The sequence below is a fragment of the Pseudozobellia sp. WGM2 genome (genome assembly GCF_017810075.1).
Lineage (GTDB): Bacteria > Bacteroidota > Bacteroidia > Flavobacteriales > Flavobacteriaceae > JADNYK01.
In genome coordinates this window covers 347,718-365,806 of record NZ_JADNYK010000001.1, presented here as the reverse complement: position 1 = coordinate 365,806, position 18,089 = coordinate 347,718, and the positions used below count along the sequence as shown (strand labels likewise).

Here is an 18,089-nt window from a genome sequence, read left to right as displayed (position 1 = left end):
GGATTCCCTGTGGATATAAAAAACAAAAAATAAAACTCTAAAATTAGAGGAAACCAATCTCCAAGCCAATGCTTTTGTGGAAGATTTAACATCATATCGGGAATGTTGGGCCCTACATCCCGTCTTTAAGCAGCCAATACTGCTTCAATCTGAAGTTTGCAAACAAAATAGAATCAATGCAGTGCTAATTGGCAGCAACTTTCACAAAAGGTCTCACAAAGTCAGATATTTTATTCTTAAGTTGTTCAGAAGCTTCAACCAAGGGCAAACGTACCGAAGCCCTAGACAGACCTAAAACTTCAAAAATGGCTTTAATACCTGCAGGATTACCTTCTTGAAAAATCAACTCCATACCTTCTTGCATGGCATAGTGATAGCGATATGCCTCATCGACCTCGTGATTAAGACCCGCCCTTATCATATGGGAGAATTCGGAAGGTAGACCCTGACCCAACACAGAAATGACGCCTACTCCACCGGCCAAAACCGTTGGTAATGCGGTTATATCATCACCAGAAATAACTTGAAAATTTTTAGGGCAAGTCTCTATCAACTCTTGAACTTGAACCATACTGCCCGAAGCTTCTTTTATAGCGACAATGTTTTGAGATTCTTCGGCCAATCTCTTAACCGTAGAGGGCAGCATATTACTTCCCGTTCGACCGGGTACATTATATAAAATAATAGGCTTAGGAGCTGCATTGGCTATCGCCATAAAATGCCTGAATACACCTTCTTGGGTCGGTTTGTTGTAATAGGGTGAAACGGAGAGAATCGCCTCAAAATTGGTTAAATCAAGGGTTTGAAGCTCTTCGATTACCGAATGGGTACTATTACCACCCACACCAACTACCAAAGGTAGTCGACCTGCATTGGCGATGGTAACCGTGTCTATTACCAATTGTTTTTCATCTTTTGTAAGGGTAACCGATTCACCTGTGGTACCTAAAACCACTAAATAGTCGACCCCCCCGTCGATACTATAATTTACTACCTTGTGCAAGGCATCGATATCTATTGATAAATCTTCTCTGAATGGAGTTATTAACGCAACTCCTGTTCCTACTAGCTCTTTCATCATCCAATTTCGTTTAAAACACCGAGGTATTTTTTCAATTCTGTCTTAAAGGTCTTAAAATCTTTCAACGGCGCATCAAGAATCAAATCGTTATACACCATATCAACATCTTTAAACCCGGCTCTAAAACGAGCTTTTGTTTTAATGCTCATTAGTTGTACCAATAGATTTTCTTCAGTGTAATAGTTCACTAAAAGATCGTACTCACGACTCAGAAACTCTAAGGCATAACTATTTTCAATATTTCCATTCCACCCTAAATCCTTATCAGAAAATACGGGAGTTGAATAGGGAGAGTTCTTGTCGTAAAAACTCTTGTATCCAATAATTTTAACTGCATTTGGTCTTAACTTGTAATCTTCAACAAACTCAAAAAAAACATTGGCATCTTCAAAATGGTCAAGATCCACTATACAACCTACCGAACTAATACCCTGACTGCGGTTAATAGTAGGTAATTCTTTTGTTAATTCTTGCTTTAAAAATTTAACGCCAGAATTGTATTTGAGCTTATCTTTTATTCCCTTAAACATGTACTTTTACATTTTAGATCACAACGGCTCTTAAAAGTCGAGATGTGCCCTACAAATGTAAAGAATCTCCTCTCAAATTATTGTGCTAAGATAAAATGAAATATGGTTTTAAAAATACAACATTTTGTTATATTTTCAACAATGTTGATATCAACTTCCTGTAAAGACGGTAGTATCGGGCTTTCTAAAGTGTCGGGAAAGGAAGTTTTAATCGATGCCACGCTGAAAAAGTCCGATTCTATAGAGGCTTTCGTTTCTCCCTATCGCCAACGTGTCGACGAAATTCTCGACAGTACCCTGGCCTATTCTCCTTATATAATATCTAAAACCGACGGAGACCTAAATTCATCTGCCGGAAATTTAATGGCAGATATAGTTTTCTCTGAGGCCAACCCCATATTTAAGGCACGAACCGGTAAAGAAATAGACTTTGTACTTTTGAACCATGGCGGCATTCGAGCCATGATATCAAAGGGTAATATTTCCCCTAGAACAGCCTATGAGGTTATGCCTTTCGAAAATTCTATAGTAGTTGCCGAATTAACAGGAGCATCCGTACTTAAAATGGCATCCTTTTTAAGGGATTCAGGACGGGCTCACCCTATTTCAGGACTGCAAATTATTCTAGACAAAAAAAATCAAATAGAGACTCTTAAAATTCAAGGTCACCCCTTAGACCCCTCTAAAACCTACTATGTTGCCACCTCCAACTATTTAATTTCCGGGGGTGATCAAATGGGCTTTTTTAAAGATGCGACCAGAGTGGTGAATACAGACTACCTTATTAGAAATGCGATGATCGATTATTTTAAAAAGGTAGATACCATAGCCCCAACGGTTGACGACAGATTCATTAAACTACAATAGCTGAAACCATGAAACGAAGACAATTTATCAGCAATAGTATGGCTTCAACAGCCTATGTAGGTCTTGGCGGACTCTCTCTCAACTCGTGTTTTGGTGTAAAGGAAAAACATATTACAATTCTTCACACCAACGATGTACATAGTCATATCGACACTTTTCCGAGCACCCATTCAAAATATGCCAATTTAGGTGGAGTGGCCAAACGGGCTACTTTGGTTGAAAAAATCAGAAATGAAAACCCCAACACCTTACTTTTAGATGCTGGCGACATTTTTCAGGGTACCCCCTATTTTAATTTTTACGGAGGTGAACTCGAGTTCAAATTAATGAGCATGCTCAATTATGATGCGGCAACCATTGGCAATCATGATTTTGACAATGGTATAGACGGGCTTTTGGCCCAATTGCCCCATGCTCAATTTGACCTGTTATCGGCTAATTACGATTTTAAAAATACTCTTATGGAAGGACGTGTTCAACCCTACAAAATATTTAATGTTGACGGAATTAAAGTTGGCATTTATGGTTTAGGTATCGAATTAGCAGGGCTAGTTACCAAGAAACTGTACATGGAAACAAAGTATTTGAACCCCATGGAAATCGCTCAAGACACCGAAAGAGAGCTGAAAGAAACCCACAATTGTGATTTGGTCATCTGCCTATCTCATTTGGGATATGAATACAAGAGAGAATCAAAGCCTAGCGACCTTTTATTGGCTTCGCAAACACAATACACTGATTTAATTATTGGAGGCCACACCCATACCTTTTTAGATAAGCCTACAGTGATAAAAAACAAAGTAAATAGAGATATTTTGGTCAATCAAGTAGGCTGCTTCGGTATCAATTTAGGCCGTATCGACTTTTATTTCGATAGCACGAAAAATAGTCAGTCGACGGGAATATCAATTTCCGTTTAGCTTCTGGCTTTACAGAAAACTTGACCTAGTATAGCATAGAACAATTCACAAATTTAATGCAAATTCAGTGATTTCACGATGTTCCTCATCCAAAGATAAGTTACAGAAAGAACGACCTGCCATTCTATACCAATACCCGGCATTAAAGCGGTCACCTTCTTCTCTGTGCAAATAAGCATGGATCCAACTACCTAAATCAGAATGCAAATCTTGGGCAATGTTATGAGATTCTTCCCATTTATTATTGCCCGCAAACCAAAGGGCCTTGAGAGCTTCTGGCCATTCCGCCGGAGGGCGCGTGTTTTCAAGTGTCAATTCAAATTCTTGATAGTTAGCAGGTTTGCTCATTTAATTCTAATTTTCTTTGTTTTTAGCATTTAAAAATACCTAATTTGACTAAGAATTACTCATCTATTGATTTCTAAAGAACAAAACAGATTTCTTGATACCATATGCCCATCATATTTGGTCGGGCTAATAGCCGTATTGGTAATTCTTTGCATTCATATGTTACCCTCAATGGATAGCATGCTGAATGAGAACAATACGAAAATCTCTCATGTTTTTCTCAAATCACAGATTGACTACCACAATGAGCTTCCACCCTTCGCCAGACGCCCGTTAACGACTGCTTTAATGTATGGCCTTTCTGATCTTTTTAAACTCAAGGCTGGCTATTCTTTCATAATTGTCAATTTTACCCTCTTATTTTTAAGTGGCATTTTACTTTTTCGACTATCCGTTCAGTTAAATGCTTCAAGAAAAATGGCTATGGCCAATATGCTCGTCTATTTTGTATCTTTCTCGATTTTCTTTGCTTTTTTTCCTCCAGTTTTCACTTACGACGAACCCCTGCAATACTGTTTGATTTTTTCATCTTTGATTCTGCTCTTTAAGAAAAAATGGATTTGGTTTATAGTTTTTTTCACATTAGCCCTAGTTGCCAGAGAAACCAGTGCCCTTTTAGTACCGGCGATGGGTCTATTTTATTTTTCTGACAGTTCACGCTGGAAACGGACACATTTAAGAGAGAAACTACGATTTATTTCTACTTTGCTTCTTCCTTTAGTTTTCTATTGTATCTATCTATTACTGTTTATGTGGAGTAACGACATGATAGGTGCTGCACAGGCTGAAATGGGAAGCAGATATTCCTGTTTTCTAGAAAATTTTGAAAGTCTAAGAAATACCGTGGAATCGGCCACTTCGTTATACATAGTTCTAGTACCATTTGTATATTTAAGCGTACTTATCTACAGCAAAATAAGCGCATTTATTTATAGAAAAAAATTTCTTCTTGCATTCTGGATTACCGTTTTGATTAACACACCCATTGTGATTCTAACGGCTTTTGCCAGAGAATCTCGTCTTTTTTCGCTCCCCCTTGTATTTCTTTGGCCCGTTTGTGCTCAATTATTCGGTGAGAATTTACGTGAAGTATTTTCATTGAGATCTTTAGAAGTATTTTCTAAAAGATGGTATTTTTTACTCAGTTTTATAATTTTAAGCTTAGGCAACTACTTCTTTTGTTATCACTTTTATGCCGGTTTAGGGCTTGGAGACAATACTTTTTTCAAAGAGTATATATTCATTATTAATCTGCTGTTATTGCTCCACATTTATATAACAACCATAAAATCAAAACAGGGCCGCGACTTGGCTATCACATAGTTATTGCGCTATAATTTAACCCAATAACAACCATTTCAAATATTCTTTTAGGGTAATTTAGAATTCTAATAACCCTAAAACAAAAAATTATGAGAGGTCTTCTTTGGTTAGTTGCCGTAATATGTATCGTTGTATGGCTTTTGGGAATGCTGGGAATCGTACCTGGTATGGGAACCAACAGTTTAGTGCACATTCTAATAGTTATTGCGGTAGTAGTAATTCTATACAACATTATTTCGGGCAGGAAACCTTTATAAAATGGAGAACAAACCCAAGTAATAAAAAAGTCGAGCACAGAGCTCGACTTTTTTATTACCATTTGCATATTATACCATTTTCAAAAACTCTTCTTCGGTAAGAATAGGCACCGATAGCGACTCGGCCTTGGTTCTCTTACTAGGCCCCATTTTATCACCTGCCACCAAATATGAGGTTTTTGATGAAATGCTTGAACCTACTTTTCCACCGCTATTCTCGATTAGTTTTTTTAATTCTGTGCGACTGATGCTTTCAAAAATACCTGAAACCACCAAAGTCAACCCTTTAAGTTTATCCGTTTGATTTTCCAATTGTTCTTCAGAAAGACTGAACTGAACTCCGTAACTTTTTAGGCGCGAAACTATTTCCCGATTGGCTTCATTATCAAAAAATTCAACCACAGAGCTTGCTATTCTCTGACCTATTTCATTAATAGCCACCAAGTCTTCCTCATTAGCTACCATCAGTGCATCAATATTTTTGTAGGCTTTAGCTAATTTTTTGGCCACTGTTTCTCCAACAAAACGTATCCCCAGAGCAAACAATACCCTCTCAAACGGAATAGAAACGGAAGCCTGCACACCGTTTACAAGGTTTTCCGCAGATTTCTCCGCCATACGCTCCAGAGGCAATAATTGTTCTTTGGTCAGGGTATACAAGTCTGCATAATTGGTTATCAATCCCTCTTGATATAACATTTCTACCGTTTCGCTACCAAGGCCTTCAATATCCATAGCCTTTCTAGAAATAAAATGTTGAATTCGACCTGTTATCTGGGGTGGGCATCCATAATAATTTATACAATAGTGTTTGGCATCACCCTCTGTGCGTAACAGCTCGGTACCACACTCAGGGCAATTCTCAATATATTGTGTGGGTTCTGATCCTTTTGGCCTTTGGGTAAAATCGACTCCGACAATCTTAGGAATGATTTCACCACCTTTTTCAACAAAAACCGTATCCCCTTCTCGAATGTCAAATTTTGAAATTTGGTCGGCATTATGCAAAGAAGCACGTTTTACCGTCGTACCGGCCAATAAAACCGGCTCTAAATTGGCTACTGGCGTTATGGAACCTGTTCGCCCAACTTGATATGTAATCTCATTCAGCAGGGTCGAAACTTGTTCGGCCTTGAATTTATAGGCCATGGCCCAGCGAGGTGATTTTGAGGTAAAACCCAATTCATCTTGCTGTTGCAGACTGTTTACCTTTACCACCACCCCATCGGTTTCGTAGGGCAGATTATGCCGGTTTACATCCCAATGATTGATAAATGACAGAACTTCATCGGTCGATTTGCAGAGTTTTGCCACTGATGGTACTTTAAAACCCCATTCTCGAGCTTTCTCCAGCATTTGCCATTGTGTGGCTATACCCGTATTTTGGCCTACTATTCCATAAAGCAGACAATCTAAAGGTCGCTTTGCCACCAAAGAACTGTCTTGCAATTTTAAACTTCCGGAAGCCGTATTTCGGGGATTCATATAGGGCTCTTCGCCATTTTCGAGTCTTTCGGCATTCATTTGCGCAAACCCCTCGAAGGGAAGCACGATTTCGCCCCGAATATCGAACTTGGCCGGAAAATTATCCTTTAACTGAAGGGGCACCGATTTTATGGTTTTAACATTGGTAGTAACATTATCACCCTGAAAACCATCACCACGGGTAACCGCTCGAACGAGCCTGCCCTCTTCATAGGTTAAACTTATCGAAGCCCCATCATACTTGAGCTCACAGGTGAACTCTACATTATCATCACCTAAAATTCGCTGAATACGTTTCTCCCAATCTTCTAAATCTTCTTTAGAATAAGAATTGTCGAGCGAATACATACGCTCATTATGAACCACCGTTTCGAAGTTTTTGGTAACAGCGCCACCAACCCTCAATGTTGGTGATGAAGGGTCGTAAAATTCAGGATTCTTAGTTTCTAGAAGCTGTAATTTCTTTAGTTTTTCATCAAACTCAAAATCAGAAATCACGGGCTCGTCCAAATCATAATAGTTATGGTTATGTGCCCTGAGTTCACTTCTTAGCTTGTCTATCTGCTCTTTTTCGGTCATTTAGATCAATGTATATTCCGTTCAGATGTAATAATTGAATTTTCAGAAGTACGTATCTCAAATAACAGCCTTTATCATTCTGTCATTATCGAACATATCTTTTCGCAGTTCAATTTCTGAAAAATTATGTTCTTTTAGAAGTTGTTCGGTCTCTTTTGCCAAATATTGATTGATTTCTAAATATAAAGCCCCTGATTCATTCAAATGCTTTTTCGCAAACAAGGCGATTTCCTTATAAAATATCAAAGGGTTATCATCCTCAACAAAAAGGGCCAAACTAGGTTCATTATCCAATACATTTGAATGCATTCCTACTTTCTCCTGTTCCCGCACGTAGGGCGGATTTGAAACTATAATATCGAACTTATCGCTCAGTTCCGGGCGATTCAAAATACTCAAATGTGAAAATTGAATCGAGACCTTATTCTTAATCGCATTAGTACGGGCCATTTTTAAAGCCGATTCCGAAACGTCTAAGGCATATACTTCTGCTTGCGGCAAATTTTTGGCCAATGCGATGGCGATACACCCACTACCCGTTCCAATATCGAGAATTTTAATTTCCCCAGCGGTTTTGCTGCCTGAGAAAGCTTTTACATCGTCAATAATCCACCGAACTAATTCTTCAGTTTCCGGTCTTGGTATCAAAACATCGGGGTTAACAGCGAAATCAAGCTCCATAAAACTGGTCTCCCCTATGATATATTGAATCGGCTTGAATTTTTTCAATTCCGACAAAGCCTCGAATAAGGGTTGTTCTTCGGTTTTGGTAATCGTGACATCAGGTTTCAGTGCGAGTATAAAGCGCTCCAGCCCAAGATGATGCTCGATTAAAAGGTAGAAAAAACTATTTATCTCTTCAAGAGCATAGAGACCACCAAGTTCTTTATGAAAAATATTCCTGATTTCTTTTAGTTGCATTATAGAGCGAACGATTGAAAATTCGAAGACTGGTTCACTAGGAATATTATCCTATTTTTACGGTGTGAAGATACACAGAAATTACATGCTGCGCTGTTTGCAAATTGCCAAAAACGGATTAGGAACAACTGCTCCGAACCCCATGGTCGGCTGTGTAATCGTGCATGATTCTAAAATCATAGGTGAAGGCTTTACCAGCCCTTACGGGGGGGCGCATGCCGAGGTGAATGCGATAAACTCGGTAGAAGACAAATCGCTTCTGAAAGAAGCCACGCTGTATGTGAGCCTTGAGCCCTGTTCGCATTTTGGTAAAACACCACCCTGTGCCGATTTGATTGTAGCCAACGAAATTCCGCAAGTTATCATAGGACTTGTTGACCCTCATGATAAGGTTGCCGGCAAAGGTATAGCTAAGCTGAAAGCGGCAGGAGTATCGGTCGAATATGGTTTTCTAGAAAAAGAATGTCGTGAACGACATAAACGTTTTTTGTCTTTTCAAGAAGAGAAAAGGCCATATATCATTTTAAAATGGGCCCAGACTACCAACGGTTATATAGCACCTAGTAAGAAATTACGATCAGAAAGGCCCGAACCGTATTGGATAACCAATGCACATTCTAGACAATTGGTACACCAATGGCGAAGCCAAGAACAAGCAATTCTCGTTGGAACCAATACCATTATTGAAGATAACCCTAAGTTAGACGTAAGACAGTGGTCAGGCACAAATCCTATTCGCGTTGTTATAGATAGAGAACTGAAAATTGATAGTAACGCAAATGTTCTAGATGGTAGCATACCTACAATAATTGTTACTGACAAAAAACTAAAAGACAAAAAACGAGAAGAAGATGCCATCAGCCATATTTATATCGATTTCTCACATGAAATAGCAACCCAATTAACCGAAGCGCTATACAACGAAAATATAAACAGCATATTTATCGAGGGAGGTGCAAAAACCATACAAAGTTTTATAGACGCCAACCTTTGGGATGAAGCGAGGGTATTCACTGGGCAAACGACATTTTCCAAGGGAGTAGAAGCACCCAAATTTTCAGGTCGAATCACAGGCACACAAAAAATAGAAACCGATATCTTAAATATATTCCACAATGATTAAAAATATCATCTTCGACTTTGGCGACATTTTCATCAATCTAGACAAGCAAATTGTCTTTAGGGAAATGCTTAAGTTCGGTGGAACACCAAATCTCACACCTGAATTGATTGAACTGAACAACCAGTATGAGGTTGGCGAAATCTCTTCTGAAGAGTTTATTTCAAGACTATCGGTAGTCTACCCTGCAGCATCTTCTGCTGAAATCACCGATGTTTGGAATGGAATGTTATTAGACTTTCCCGACACTAGATTACGTTTTATCGAAGAACTGGCAAGCGACAAAAAATATCGCATGTTTCTCTTGAGCAATACCAATGCCTTGCATATCGAACATGTAGAAAATAAATTGGGTACCGATAAATACCTGCGGTTCAAAAATGCATTTGAACAATTCTACCTCTCTCACGAAATAAATTTACGTAAACCCAATATCGAAATTTATCAATTTGTGCTAGATCAGAATAATTTAACGGCTGAAGAAACATTCTTCATTGACGATACTAAAGAAAATACCGATGCAGCTAAGAAGTTAGGCATCAAATGCTGGAATCTTCAAGTGGGCAAAGAAGATATCACCCAATTAAAATCTAAATTTTAAATGGTGTATCTCTGTCTGAGTGTACTTGCTGCAAGTCTAATCTTTGTGGTGTTCAAATTGTTTGATCGATTCAAAGTTCAAACGTTTTATGCGATTATCGCCAACTATTTTGTAGCGTGCTCCGTTGGACTAATTTTTTATAATGGAGACATAGCCCTTACCAAAATACCTAGAGAACCTTGGTTTTTGGGCACATTGTTATTGGGGGTTCTTTTCATTGTGGTATTCAACTTAATGGCGGCTACTGCCCAGCGTGTAGGTGTTAGTGTTGCATCTGTTGCCACCAAAATGTCTTTGGCCATACCCGTTCTCTTTGGTGTAATTATGTATAATGAAATACTTGGCCCAATAAAGATTTTTGGTGTAATACTGGCACTGGGCGCAGTATATTTCGCTTCAATTAAGGGAGATTCTTTGGTTATAAAGAAATCCACGTTTTTATTGCCTCTCGGAGTATTTCTGGGTTCAGGTATAATCGATACCAGCATTAAATATATTCAAGAGACTTATATTCAAGAAAATGAATATCCGATTTTTTCGGCAACTGTTTTTGCAATTGCGGCAGTAACCGGCATAGTTTTCATCAGTATTAATGCCTACAAAAAACCATTGAGGTTTAATTTGAAAAACATATTAGGTGGTATCGCATTGGGGGTGCCCAACTATTTTTCGATATACTTTTTATTAAAGGCGTTGAAAAATGACACGCTCAATAGCGCTTCGGTATTCACCATAAACAATGTAGCTATCGTTATGCTCACCACATTATTAGGAATTTTACTTTTTAAAGAAAAAATCAGTGGTAAAAATTGGCTGGGTATAGCCTTGGCCGTAATAAGTATTTTATTAGTTGCTTTCTTTTAATGGATGAAGTTAACGACACATATAAAACTATTGCCACTGCTTCCGAAGAGGTTCTTTACAAAGACAAAAAGAGCAAATTTTATGGGTACGCCTACCCAATTGTGAAAGAAGGTGAAGTCAAGGAAATTATCGAAACCTTGAAAAAGAAGCATCCATCAGCAAACCACGTATGTTACGCCTGGCAAATTGGTGTAAAATCACCGGTATTATATCGTGCCAACGATGATGGAGAACCTAATAATTCAGCAGGAATGCCGATTTATGGTCAATTGCAATCTTTCGAGGTTACTAATGCTCTAGTTGCTGTTGTACGAATATTTGGTGGCACAAAACTTGGTGTCGGTGGTTTGATTTCTGCTTACCGTTCAACTGCTCAATTGGCATTGGAAAATTCTAAAATTGTTACCCGAACCATCAAACAATCTTTTCATTTGCATTTTACTTATCCTCAAATAGATGTCGTGATGCGAACCATAAAGCAAAAAGAGTTGCAGATTGTTTCTCAAAAAATGGAGATGGAATGCGAAATCGTTATTTTGGTCAGGGAGAAAGATGCACATGAAGTGGAAAAAACTTTCAAATCAATTCAGGGAGTTGCAATAAGAAAAGAAGACTAAAAAAATCTTCAGTACGATAACTTCTCTAAAATGTAATCAGGGCATTTTATAGGACGCTTTGTAGTTGTGTCCAAAAAAGCTAAAACCGTGTTGGCCTCTACCAAAATTTCCTTTTTTTCATTATAGATTTTGTAATCGAATTCGATTTTGACCAAGGGTGTTCTCACAAGTCTGGTTTCCACCGTAATTAGGTCATCGTAAACAGCAGATTTCTTAAAATGAAGAGACAAAGAAATTACTGGTAACATAATACCGTTTTTCTCCATAGTTTTGTAAGAAATACCCATCTCCCTCAACCACTCTACCCTTCCAATCTCTAGGTATTGCGCATAATTGCCGTGATAAACCACTCCCATTTGATCAGTTTCACCATATCTCACTCGGAAAGAAATTTTGTTAAAGTTCATATATCTTCGGGTAAAAACTATATATTTAAAAGATTTCGATTTAGGCAATGAACATGCGAAAAAAAAAGGGCAAATTCAATAGACCTTTGATTTTTTTTTTAGCTTTTTTGTTCACATATTTGCCCCACTAAGAAAGTACGTTTTCCCTCATACTTTCGTCCAACTTACGAAATCACTAACCGACAAAATAAGATAAACTTTAAAATGGGTGTTACTGCTAATTCCGTATGGAAAAATTGTCTGGCTTTTATAAAAGATAATATCCAACCGCAGGCATTCAAGACTTGGTTTGAACCCATAAAACCAATTAAGCTTTCAGAGAATGCACTTAGCATTCAAGTACCGAGCAAATTTTTTTACGAGTGGCTAGAAGAACACTATGTCAAATTGCTTAAGGTCGCCCTCACAAAAGAGTTGGGTGAAACTGCAAAATTGGTCTACATTATCCGTATGGAAAACACTTACGGAAACAAAGAACCATTTACTGAAAAAATACCCAGTTCTAATCGCGGCAATATGGGGCCTCAAGAAATGGATGTGCCTATCAAATCAAAGAATCCTGAATTAAAGAATCCGTTTGTAATTCCTGGGATCAGAAATATCAAAATTGAATCTCAGTTAAATCCGAACTACAATTTTGACAACTTTTTAGAAGGCGATAGTAATCGATTGGCACGTTCTGCAGGCATGGCAGTGGCCAATAAGCCTGGCGGCACCTCTTTCAACCCACTGTTGGTTTTTGGTGGCGTTGGTTTAGGCAAAACACATTTGGCCCATGCCATTGGTGTTGAAATCAAAGATAAATACCCAGAACGCACGGTGCTTTATATTTCTGCCGAAAAATTTACCCAGCAGTATATTGAATCCGTTAAAAAGAATACAAGAAACGATTTTATTCATTTCTATCAATTGATAGACGTGTTGATTATTGATGACGTTCAATTTTTATCGGGCAAGTCAGGAACGCAAGATGTTTTCTTTCATATTTTCAACCACTTGCACCAGAATGGCAAACAAGTTATATTGACCTCTGACAAGGCTCCGGTAGACATGCAAGACATTGAGCAACGTTTATTATCCAGGTTCAAATGGGGACTCTCTGCCGAGCTGCAAAGTCCAGATTATGAAACACGCGTTTCCATTGTCAAAAACAAATTATATCGCGATGGGGTCGAGATGCCCGATGATATTATCGATTATGTGGCAAAGCATATTAAAACGAATATACGCGAATTAGAAGGCGCTATTATTTCGTTGATCGCCCAGTCTTCTTTTAACAAAAAAGAGGTTACCATCGAGCTTGCCCAACAGGTCGTGGAAAAGTTCGTAAAAAATACTAAACGCGAAGTTTCAATCGATTACATCCAAAAAGTAGTGTCCGATTATTTTGAAATGGATGTCGCTACGCTACAATCGAAGACCCGAAAAAGACACATTGTACAAGCAAGGCAACTGGCCATGTTTTTTGCTAAAAAATTCACCAAAGCTTCATTGGCAAGTATTGGTTCACAAATAGGCAAAAGAGATCATGCCACGGTATTGCATGCCTGTAAAACGGTAGACAACCTCGCTGAAACCGATAAGCAGTTCAGAAAGTATATCGAAGACCTTACCAAAAAATTTACTTGATTTGATATGAAGACCAACGTTTTAATGGTATGCCTTGGTAATATTTGCAGGTCACCGTTAGCCGAAGGTATTCTTAAAAGCAAAGTAGACCCTGACACTGTATACATAGATTCGGCAGGAACTGGAGGATACCACATTGGAAACCCGCCCGACCCAAGGTCTATTGCAATTGCACGAAATCATGGGCTAGATATTGCAAAACAACGTTGCAGGCAGTTTAGTAGCGCTGATTTTGAAAATTTCGATGTAATTTATGCTATGGACCGTAGCAACTACGCCAATATTATAGCTTTAGCCAGTTCACCCACTGAAAAGGAAAAGGTAAAACTACTTCTCGAAGAGGTAGAACTTTCTACCAAAGAAGTTCCGGACCCTTATTGGGATGACGATGGTTTTGAGAAAGTATATCAGCTTATAGATACGGCTTGCGACGCCATTGCAAAAAAGCTTTAAACAGCTACTACTCATAAAATATGGATTACAGCAACACCCAAACCGGAAAGTTATATCTGATACCCACAACGCTGGGTGATAACGAACCTCTAGAGGTTCTGCCCATTTCAATAAAACAAGCCATAGAGCAAATAGATCATTACATTGTAGAGAATGAAAAATCTGCTCGCCATTTTATAAAAAAAATAAGCCCCAGAAAATCACAGCCCAGTCTTAACATTTCTATATTGAACAAATATACAGAGGCAGAAGAAATTCCGGATATGCTACAACCTTGCATTCAAGGTAAGAACGTAGCCGTATTGTCGGAAGCGGGTTGCCCCGGTATTGCAGACCCGGGTGCAGATGTTGTGAGAATCGCGCATGATAAGAATATTCAAGTCGTACCACTTGTAGGCCCTTCATCTATAGTGCTGGCACTCATGGCCAGTGGCATGAACGGACAGAGCTTTGCTTTTAACGGATACCTACCAATTGACGGCCCGGAACGCAAAGGAGCTATCAAAAGATTAGAGAAGACATCACGCGACCAAAACCAATCTCAACTCTTTATTGAAACGCCTTATAGAAACGATAAGCTCTTTACAGAACTCATTAAAACCTTAAACCCCACTACCCGACTTTGTGTGGCTTGCGATATAACCCTTCCCTCAGAATATATTCTCACCAAAACCATAGCGGACTGGAAACGCACCAAAGTGGAATCACTGCATAAAAGACCTGCTATTTTTATACTTCAGGCATAGCAGCCAAAACTACCAAAAAACAAGCCCCAGCATATTGCTAGGGCCTGTCCATTTTCATATGTACATAATATTTTAACCTGAAATCGCTTTAATTTTGGGGTTTCTCTTCGGCAAAACATGCGAAACATCGTAGCCCGAAAACTTATGCATGTAAATAGCGATGCTGGTACCGTAGCTATCAGCCACATCGATTGCACCCCATGAGCGCAAATATTTTTTAACATTTCCGGCGCCGGCCAAATGCGCAGCAGCCAAAATACCCGATTCTGTAATAACGGTACCGTTTATTTCCTTACCTGCAAAACGCGGAATGTCTCTTCTAAGAATCCATTTGTTGCGCGCAATATTGGTATGAAATACCCTTTCTTGCAAAATGGGATCATTCAAAAAACGGGTAGCATTGTATACACCCATCAATTGCAGAGTGCCTATACCGAACTGATATTTACCTAAATACCCTAAGGTATTTGTGGTAAAATAATTGCCCTGAGACTCTTTGAATGCCAAGGCTTCTTTGAAACCAATATAAGAGCTTCCTAAAAAAGGCGGAGCCATTAAAATTGTTTTCGAAACGGTTTTGTTTTTGGGAAACAAAACCAAAGTAGGTTTGTCGACTTTTAGAGTTTTAGGTACTTTGACCTCAATTGGCTTAAATGCAAAACTCAATAAAACGCCGGTAATGATAAGGGGGCTCAAACATATTAGCCACTTTCTCATAATTTGTATTTCCTATGACTTACGTAAAAAACACCTGCATAGATTTCACAAGGGGCAAAGATACGTTCGTTTTAAGGTGACTTTTAAAAAGATTTGTTAAAACGCCCCTGATTCAGTTAAGAAGTCTTAAAGTTTGGATAAACTACCTATCGGTTAATTTTCTGGGCATTTATCCATTGGATGTACTGTACTTTATTTCTGTTATGCTGCGCCAACGTCTTGGCAAATTTGTGATAACCAAAATTTTCGACATTAGCTACGAAATAAAGATAATCATGCTTTTCAGGGTTGAGCACCGCATCTATTGCCGATATATCGGGCATAGCTATCGGCCCTGGGGGCAAACCCGCATACTTATAGGTATTGTAAGGGGAATCAAGTTCTAAATCTTTATACAGCACCCTTTTGATCACCAAATTAAAATCGTTTGAATTTTTCTTCAATGCGTAAATAACCGTAGGATCTGCTTGTAAGAGCATACCTCTTTTCAATCTATTCAAATACAGCCCTGCGACCTTAGGTCGTTCATCGACTTTGGCAGTTTCTTTATGTACTAATGAGGCAAGCGTCACGACTTCTTCAGGATTTAAACCTTGGGCCTCTGCTTTTTTCAGCCGTTCATCGTTCCAAAAACGAGAATACTCCTTGGCCATTCGCTCACGAAACTCTTCGCTATCGGTATTCCAAAAGAACTCGTAGCTATTCGGAATATACATCGCCAGCTTGGTTTCTTCCGTAAAACCTTTATCCTTAATAAAACTTCCATCATTAAATGCCGCTAATAAAGTGGCACTATCGGGTTCAATTTGCGCGGCGATTCTTCCGGCTAAATCTGCAATAGTTTCTTGGTTGTTAAAGGAAACGTTTACTGGAATATTATTAGCTCTAAGGGAATTAATAATTTCATTATTGTTCATGCCTTTCTTAATCGCGTATTTTCCGGCCTTTACATTCGCTACATACCCTTTTCGCTTAGCGATTTGTTCAAATGTTTCAACATTCTCAAGCAAAGGTTCTACCTGTTTCTTGACTTCGACAAAATCAGCATCCGAAGAAATAAAAACAAATGCTTCTTCATTATTGAAGGAGGTATTCGGTGACAATACGGCGTTGTAAACTATATAAGAAAAAATACCGCCAACGACAAGACCCGCCAAAACGATAAACAGTAAAATACGTTTGATATACATTATTTATAAATCTTTTGAAACAAAATTTCGTTCTTAAACTTTCTGTCTGATAGTATCCAATCTTTCTTCACGCCGGCTTCTATGAAACCCATTTTTTTGAACAGGTGAATACTTCTAGCGTTTTCTTCCAATACATTGGCATAAAGCTGTCTTAGCTGTAATATTTTAAAAACATAGTCTTGCAACAATTTTATAGACTCGGCCCCAACCCCTTTGTTTCGCTGCTCTTCATCTGATACAATGATGCCCACCCCCGCTCTACGGTTTTGAGGATCAAAATCGAACAAATCGATTAGGCCAAGGCATTTATCCGTCGTATCGCAAATACACAACCTTAATTGCTTCACTTCATAAATATCTCTGTGGGCATTATCGAGATATTGCTTCAGAACATGTTTTGAATATGGAGCAGTCGTACCACTAATTTCCCAGATTTCAGTATTGTTCTCTAGTTTATACAAAAACTCGAGATCATCAGGTTCCAAAGCTCTCAACTTTATATTTTCACCTTGCAAACTCAGCATATATTTCTCCTTTGAAAACCTGCTTTGCAGGCCCAATCAAATAAATGTTCTGGTAAACTCCGTTGTTTTTCTCGAACTGAACTGCTAATTCTCCGCCTTGAACTTTAATTTTAACCATTTCAGATTTAGTTCTTCCTTGATTGTGCATGGCTAAAGCTACCGCTGTTACACCAGTGCCACAAGATAAAGTTTCATTTTCAACTCCTCTTTCATAGGTTCTAACCGCAAAATAATCATCTTCTATGGTCTCAACGAAATTGATGTTGCTCCCCCTTTGCCCATAAAGCCCATAGCGCATTTTTCGTCCTTCATTATAAACATCGAAATTCTTAATATTATTCACCATTTGCACGTGATGTGGTGACCCTGTATCTAAAAATGTGTAATTCGGTTTGTCTTTTATCTCAGTAAGATCCTGCATCTGAAGACTAACAACATCTTCATTAATAGATGCCTTGTGCAGACCATCTACGGCATTAAAAGTGGTATCTTTTTGAATAATGCCCAAATATTGGGCAAATGCCACCGTACACCGACCACCATTACCGCAGAGGCTGCCCTCGTTACCATCGGCATTATAATACACCATTCGAAAATCTACAGACTCGTCGTTTTCTAGTAGAATTAAGCCGTCTGCACCTATACCAAATTTACGGTCGCACAGGCGAGCCACTAAACCGACGTCTTCTTTTGGAAAATGTAATAATCGATTATCGATCATCACAAAATCGTTTCCTGTACCTTGGTATTTATAAAATGAAAGCCCCATAGTTATATTATCGAGCGACAAATATAAGGTTTTAAACCTATCCTCTAATTGAACAAAAAGCTTGTAAAGCTAACCTGACAAGGTTCTGATTAAGATTATTTTAGCAGTTAAAAACACGTTAAAGACGTTTGATCAGAGTTT

21 protein-coding genes are annotated in these 18,089 nt (G+C 38.5%); 11 read left to right on the top strand and 10 right to left on the bottom strand.

The genetic code is table 11. The annotated features are described in order from the left end of the window. Positions 1 to 184 precede the first annotated feature (184 nt). Together dapA and IV512_RS01525 are read right to left on the bottom strand one after the other, a co-directional pair. Positions 185 to 1,078, bottom strand: coding sequence for a 4-hydroxy-tetrahydrodipicolinate synthase (gene dapA / locus IV512_RS01530; RefSeq protein ID WP_209400682.1), 894 nt, complete (start codon positions 1,076 to 1,078; stop codon positions 185 to 187). Continuing rightward, entirely contained in the window at positions 1,078 to 1,611 is a 534-nt protein-coding gene (locus IV512_RS01525; protein WP_209399964.1) for a hypothetical protein, read from the bottom strand. Before IV512_RS01525 ends, dapA begins: the two co-directional genes overlap by 1 nt. A gap of 141 nt (positions 1,612 to 1,752) precedes the next feature. Here IV512_RS01525 and IV512_RS01520 point away from each other — a divergent pair, with 141 nt between their 5' ends. Continuing rightward, positions 1,753 to 2,478: a 5'-nucleotidase C-terminal domain-containing protein gene (locus IV512_RS01520; protein WP_245224640.1), complete on the top strand. Its 726-nt coding sequence runs from the start codon at positions 1,753 to 1,755 to the stop codon at positions 2,476 to 2,478. A gap of 8 nt (positions 2,479 to 2,486) precedes the next feature. Beyond that, the gene (locus IV512_RS01515) at positions 2,487 to 3,398 is read left to right on the top strand and encodes a bifunctional UDP-sugar hydrolase/5'-nucleotidase (RefSeq protein WP_209399960.1); all 912 of its coding nucleotides are present in this window, start codon (positions 2,487 to 2,489) and stop codon (positions 3,396 to 3,398) included. A 45-nt stretch (positions 3,399 to 3,443) separates the two neighbouring features. On the opposite strand, the gene IV512_RS01510 is transcribed toward IV512_RS01515, so the two are convergent. Further along, positions 3,444 to 3,746, bottom strand: coding sequence for a hypothetical protein (locus IV512_RS01510; protein ID WP_209399958.1), 303 nt, complete (start codon positions 3,744 to 3,746; stop codon positions 3,444 to 3,446). Positions 3,747 to 3,812: 66 nt separating this feature from the next. Here IV512_RS01510 and IV512_RS01505 point away from each other — a divergent pair, with 66 nt between their 5' ends. Both IV512_RS01505 and IV512_RS01500 read left to right on the top strand, forming a co-directional pair. Further along, positions 3,813 to 5,069, top strand: coding sequence for a hypothetical protein (locus tag IV512_RS01505; RefSeq protein ID WP_209399957.1), 1,257 nt, complete (start codon positions 3,813 to 3,815; stop codon positions 5,067 to 5,069). A gap of 89 nt (positions 5,070 to 5,158) precedes the next feature. Beyond that, positions 5,159 to 5,326 carry a lmo0937 family membrane protein gene (locus IV512_RS01500; protein ID WP_157813125.1) on the top strand — a complete coding sequence of 56 codons (168 nt, stop codon included), beginning with the start codon at positions 5,159 to 5,161 and terminating at the stop codon, positions 5,324 to 5,326. Positions 5,327 to 5,395: 69 nt separating this feature from the next. Here the strand turns inward: IV512_RS01500 and ligA are convergent, their stop codons facing one another. Then, positions 5,396 to 7,390 (bottom strand): NAD-dependent DNA ligase LigA, encoded by a 1,995-nt coding sequence (gene ligA / locus IV512_RS01495; protein WP_209399956.1) that lies wholly within the window; start codon positions 7,388 to 7,390, stop codon positions 5,396 to 5,398. 57 nt (positions 7,391 to 7,447) lie between these two features. Next, positions 7,448 to 8,311, bottom strand: coding sequence for a peptide chain release factor N(5)-glutamine methyltransferase (gene prmC / locus IV512_RS01490; RefSeq protein WP_209399955.1), 864 nt, complete (start codon positions 8,309 to 8,311; stop codon positions 7,448 to 7,450). A gap of 64 nt (positions 8,312 to 8,375) precedes the next feature. Here prmC and ribD point away from each other — a divergent pair, with 64 nt between their 5' ends. From ribD to IV512_RS01470, 4 genes are read left to right on the top strand one after another with little or no spacing between them, the layout of a single operon-like run. Continuing rightward, positions 8,376 to 9,434 (top strand): bifunctional diaminohydroxyphosphoribosylaminopyrimidine deaminase/5-amino-6-(5-phosphoribosylamino)uracil reductase RibD, encoded by a 1,059-nt coding sequence (gene ribD, locus IV512_RS01485; protein WP_371743242.1) that lies wholly within the window; start codon positions 8,376 to 8,378, stop codon positions 9,432 to 9,434. Next, positions 9,427 to 10,032, top strand: coding sequence for an HAD family phosphatase (locus tag IV512_RS01480; RefSeq protein WP_209399954.1), 606 nt, complete (start codon positions 9,427 to 9,429; stop codon positions 10,030 to 10,032). The genes ribD and IV512_RS01480 overlap by 8 nt, the downstream gene beginning before the upstream one ends. Beyond that, complete coding sequence (locus IV512_RS01475; protein WP_209399953.1) at positions 10,033 to 10,896, top strand: DMT family transporter; 864 nt, start codon at positions 10,033 to 10,035, stop codon at positions 10,894 to 10,896. It abuts the gene before it with no gap. After that, entirely contained in the window at positions 10,896 to 11,513 is a 618-nt protein-coding gene (locus IV512_RS01470) for a YigZ family protein (protein ID WP_209399952.1), read from the top strand. The genes IV512_RS01475 and IV512_RS01470 overlap by 1 nt, the downstream gene beginning before the upstream one ends. Positions 11,514 to 11,521: 8 nt before the next feature. Here IV512_RS01470 and IV512_RS01465 read toward each other — a convergent pair whose 3' ends face one another. Beyond that, complete coding sequence (locus IV512_RS01465; RefSeq protein WP_209399950.1) at positions 11,522 to 11,920, bottom strand: thioesterase family protein; 399 nt, start codon at positions 11,918 to 11,920, stop codon at positions 11,522 to 11,524. Positions 11,921 to 12,124: 204 nt separating this feature from the next. On the opposite strand from IV512_RS01465, the gene dnaA reads away from it, so the two are divergent. From dnaA to IV512_RS01450, 3 genes are read left to right on the top strand one after another with little or no spacing between them, the layout of a single operon-like run. After that, entirely contained in the window at positions 12,125 to 13,549 is a 1,425-nt protein-coding gene (gene dnaA, locus IV512_RS01460) for a chromosomal replication initiator protein DnaA (RefSeq protein ID WP_100868833.1), read from the top strand. 6 nt (positions 13,550 to 13,555) lie between these two features. After that, on the top strand, positions 13,556 to 14,002 hold the full coding sequence (locus IV512_RS01455) for a low molecular weight protein-tyrosine-phosphatase (RefSeq protein WP_209399948.1): 447 nt from the start codon (positions 13,556 to 13,558) through the stop codon (positions 14,000 to 14,002). Positions 14,003 to 14,022: 20 nt separating this feature from the next. Continuing rightward, complete coding sequence (locus IV512_RS01450; RefSeq protein ID WP_209399945.1) at positions 14,023 to 14,748, top strand: SAM-dependent methyltransferase; 726 nt, start codon at positions 14,023 to 14,025, stop codon at positions 14,746 to 14,748. 72 nt (positions 14,749 to 14,820) lie between these two features. Here the strand turns inward: IV512_RS01450 and IV512_RS01445 are convergent, their stop codons facing one another. From IV512_RS01445 to dapF, 4 genes are all read right to left on the bottom strand, one after another. Continuing rightward, complete coding sequence (locus tag IV512_RS01445; RefSeq protein WP_209399943.1) at positions 14,821 to 15,465, bottom strand: hypothetical protein; 645 nt, start codon at positions 15,463 to 15,465, stop codon at positions 14,821 to 14,823. Positions 15,466 to 15,611: 146 nt separating this feature from the next. Continuing rightward, complete coding sequence (mltG, locus tag IV512_RS01440; protein WP_209399941.1) at positions 15,612 to 16,655, bottom strand: endolytic transglycosylase MltG; 1,044 nt, start codon at positions 16,653 to 16,655, stop codon at positions 15,612 to 15,614. Continuing rightward, complete coding sequence (locus tag IV512_RS01435; RefSeq protein ID WP_209399939.1) at positions 16,655 to 17,179, bottom strand: GNAT family N-acetyltransferase; 525 nt, start codon at positions 17,177 to 17,179, stop codon at positions 16,655 to 16,657. The genes mltG and IV512_RS01435 overlap by 1 nt, the downstream gene beginning before the upstream one ends. Then, positions 17,160 to 17,948, bottom strand: coding sequence for a diaminopimelate epimerase (gene dapF / locus IV512_RS01430; RefSeq protein WP_209400680.1), 789 nt, complete (start codon positions 17,946 to 17,948; stop codon positions 17,160 to 17,162). The genes IV512_RS01435 and dapF overlap by 20 nt, the downstream gene beginning before the upstream one ends. Positions 17,949 to 18,089 lie beyond the last annotated feature (141 nt).

Coding starts and splice junctions, on each gene's coding strand:
- dapA (WP_209400682.1), bottom strand. CDS start 1,078: ATGAAAGAGCTAGTAGGAACAGGAGTTGCGTTAATAACTCCATTCAGA.
- IV512_RS01525 (WP_209399964.1), bottom strand. CDS start 1,611: ATGTTTAAGGGAATAAAAGATAAGCTCAAATACAATTCTGGCGTTAAA.
- IV512_RS01520 (WP_245224640.1), top strand. CDS start 1,753: ATGTTGATATCAACTTCCTGTAAAGACGGTAGTATCGGGCTTTCTAAA.
- IV512_RS01515 (WP_209399960.1), top strand. CDS start 2,487: ATGAAACGAAGACAATTTATCAGCAATAGTATGGCTTCAACAGCCTAT.
- IV512_RS01510 (WP_209399958.1), bottom strand. CDS start 3,746: ATGAGCAAACCTGCTAACTATCAAGAATTTGAATTGACACTTGAAAAC.
- IV512_RS01500 (WP_157813125.1), top strand. CDS start 5,159: ATGAGAGGTCTTCTTTGGTTAGTTGCCGTAATATGTATCGTTGTATGG.
- ligA (WP_209399956.1), bottom strand. CDS start 7,390: ATGACCGAAAAAGAGCAGATAGACAAGCTAAGAAGTGAACTCAGGGCA.
- prmC (WP_209399955.1), bottom strand. CDS start 8,311: ATGCAACTAAAAGAAATCAGGAATATTTTTCATAAAGAACTTGGTGGT.
- IV512_RS01480 (WP_209399954.1), top strand. CDS start 9,427: ATGATTAAAAATATCATCTTCGACTTTGGCGACATTTTCATCAATCTA.
- IV512_RS01475 (WP_209399953.1), top strand. CDS start 10,033: ATGGTGTATCTCTGTCTGAGTGTACTTGCTGCAAGTCTAATCTTTGTG.
- IV512_RS01470 (WP_209399952.1), top strand. CDS start 10,896: ATGGATGAAGTTAACGACACATATAAAACTATTGCCACTGCTTCCGAA.
- IV512_RS01465 (WP_209399950.1), bottom strand. CDS start 11,920: ATGAACTTTAACAAAATTTCTTTCCGAGTGAGATATGGTGAAACTGAT.
- dnaA (WP_100868833.1), top strand. CDS start 12,125: ATGGGTGTTACTGCTAATTCCGTATGGAAAAATTGTCTGGCTTTTATA.
- IV512_RS01455 (WP_209399948.1), top strand. CDS start 13,556: ATGAAGACCAACGTTTTAATGGTATGCCTTGGTAATATTTGCAGGTCA.
- IV512_RS01450 (WP_209399945.1), top strand. CDS start 14,023: ATGGATTACAGCAACACCCAAACCGGAAAGTTATATCTGATACCCACA.
- IV512_RS01445 (WP_209399943.1), bottom strand. CDS start 15,465: ATGAGAAAGTGGCTAATATGTTTGAGCCCCCTTATCATTACCGGCGTT.
- mltG (WP_209399941.1), bottom strand. CDS start 16,655: ATGTATATCAAACGTATTTTACTGTTTATCGTTTTGGCGGGTCTTGTC.
- IV512_RS01435 (WP_209399939.1), bottom strand. CDS start 17,179: ATGCTGAGTTTGCAAGGTGAAAATATAAAGTTGAGAGCTTTGGAACCT.
- dapF (WP_209400680.1), bottom strand. CDS start 17,948: ATGGGGCTTTCATTTTATAAATACCAAGGTACAGGAAACGATTTTGTG.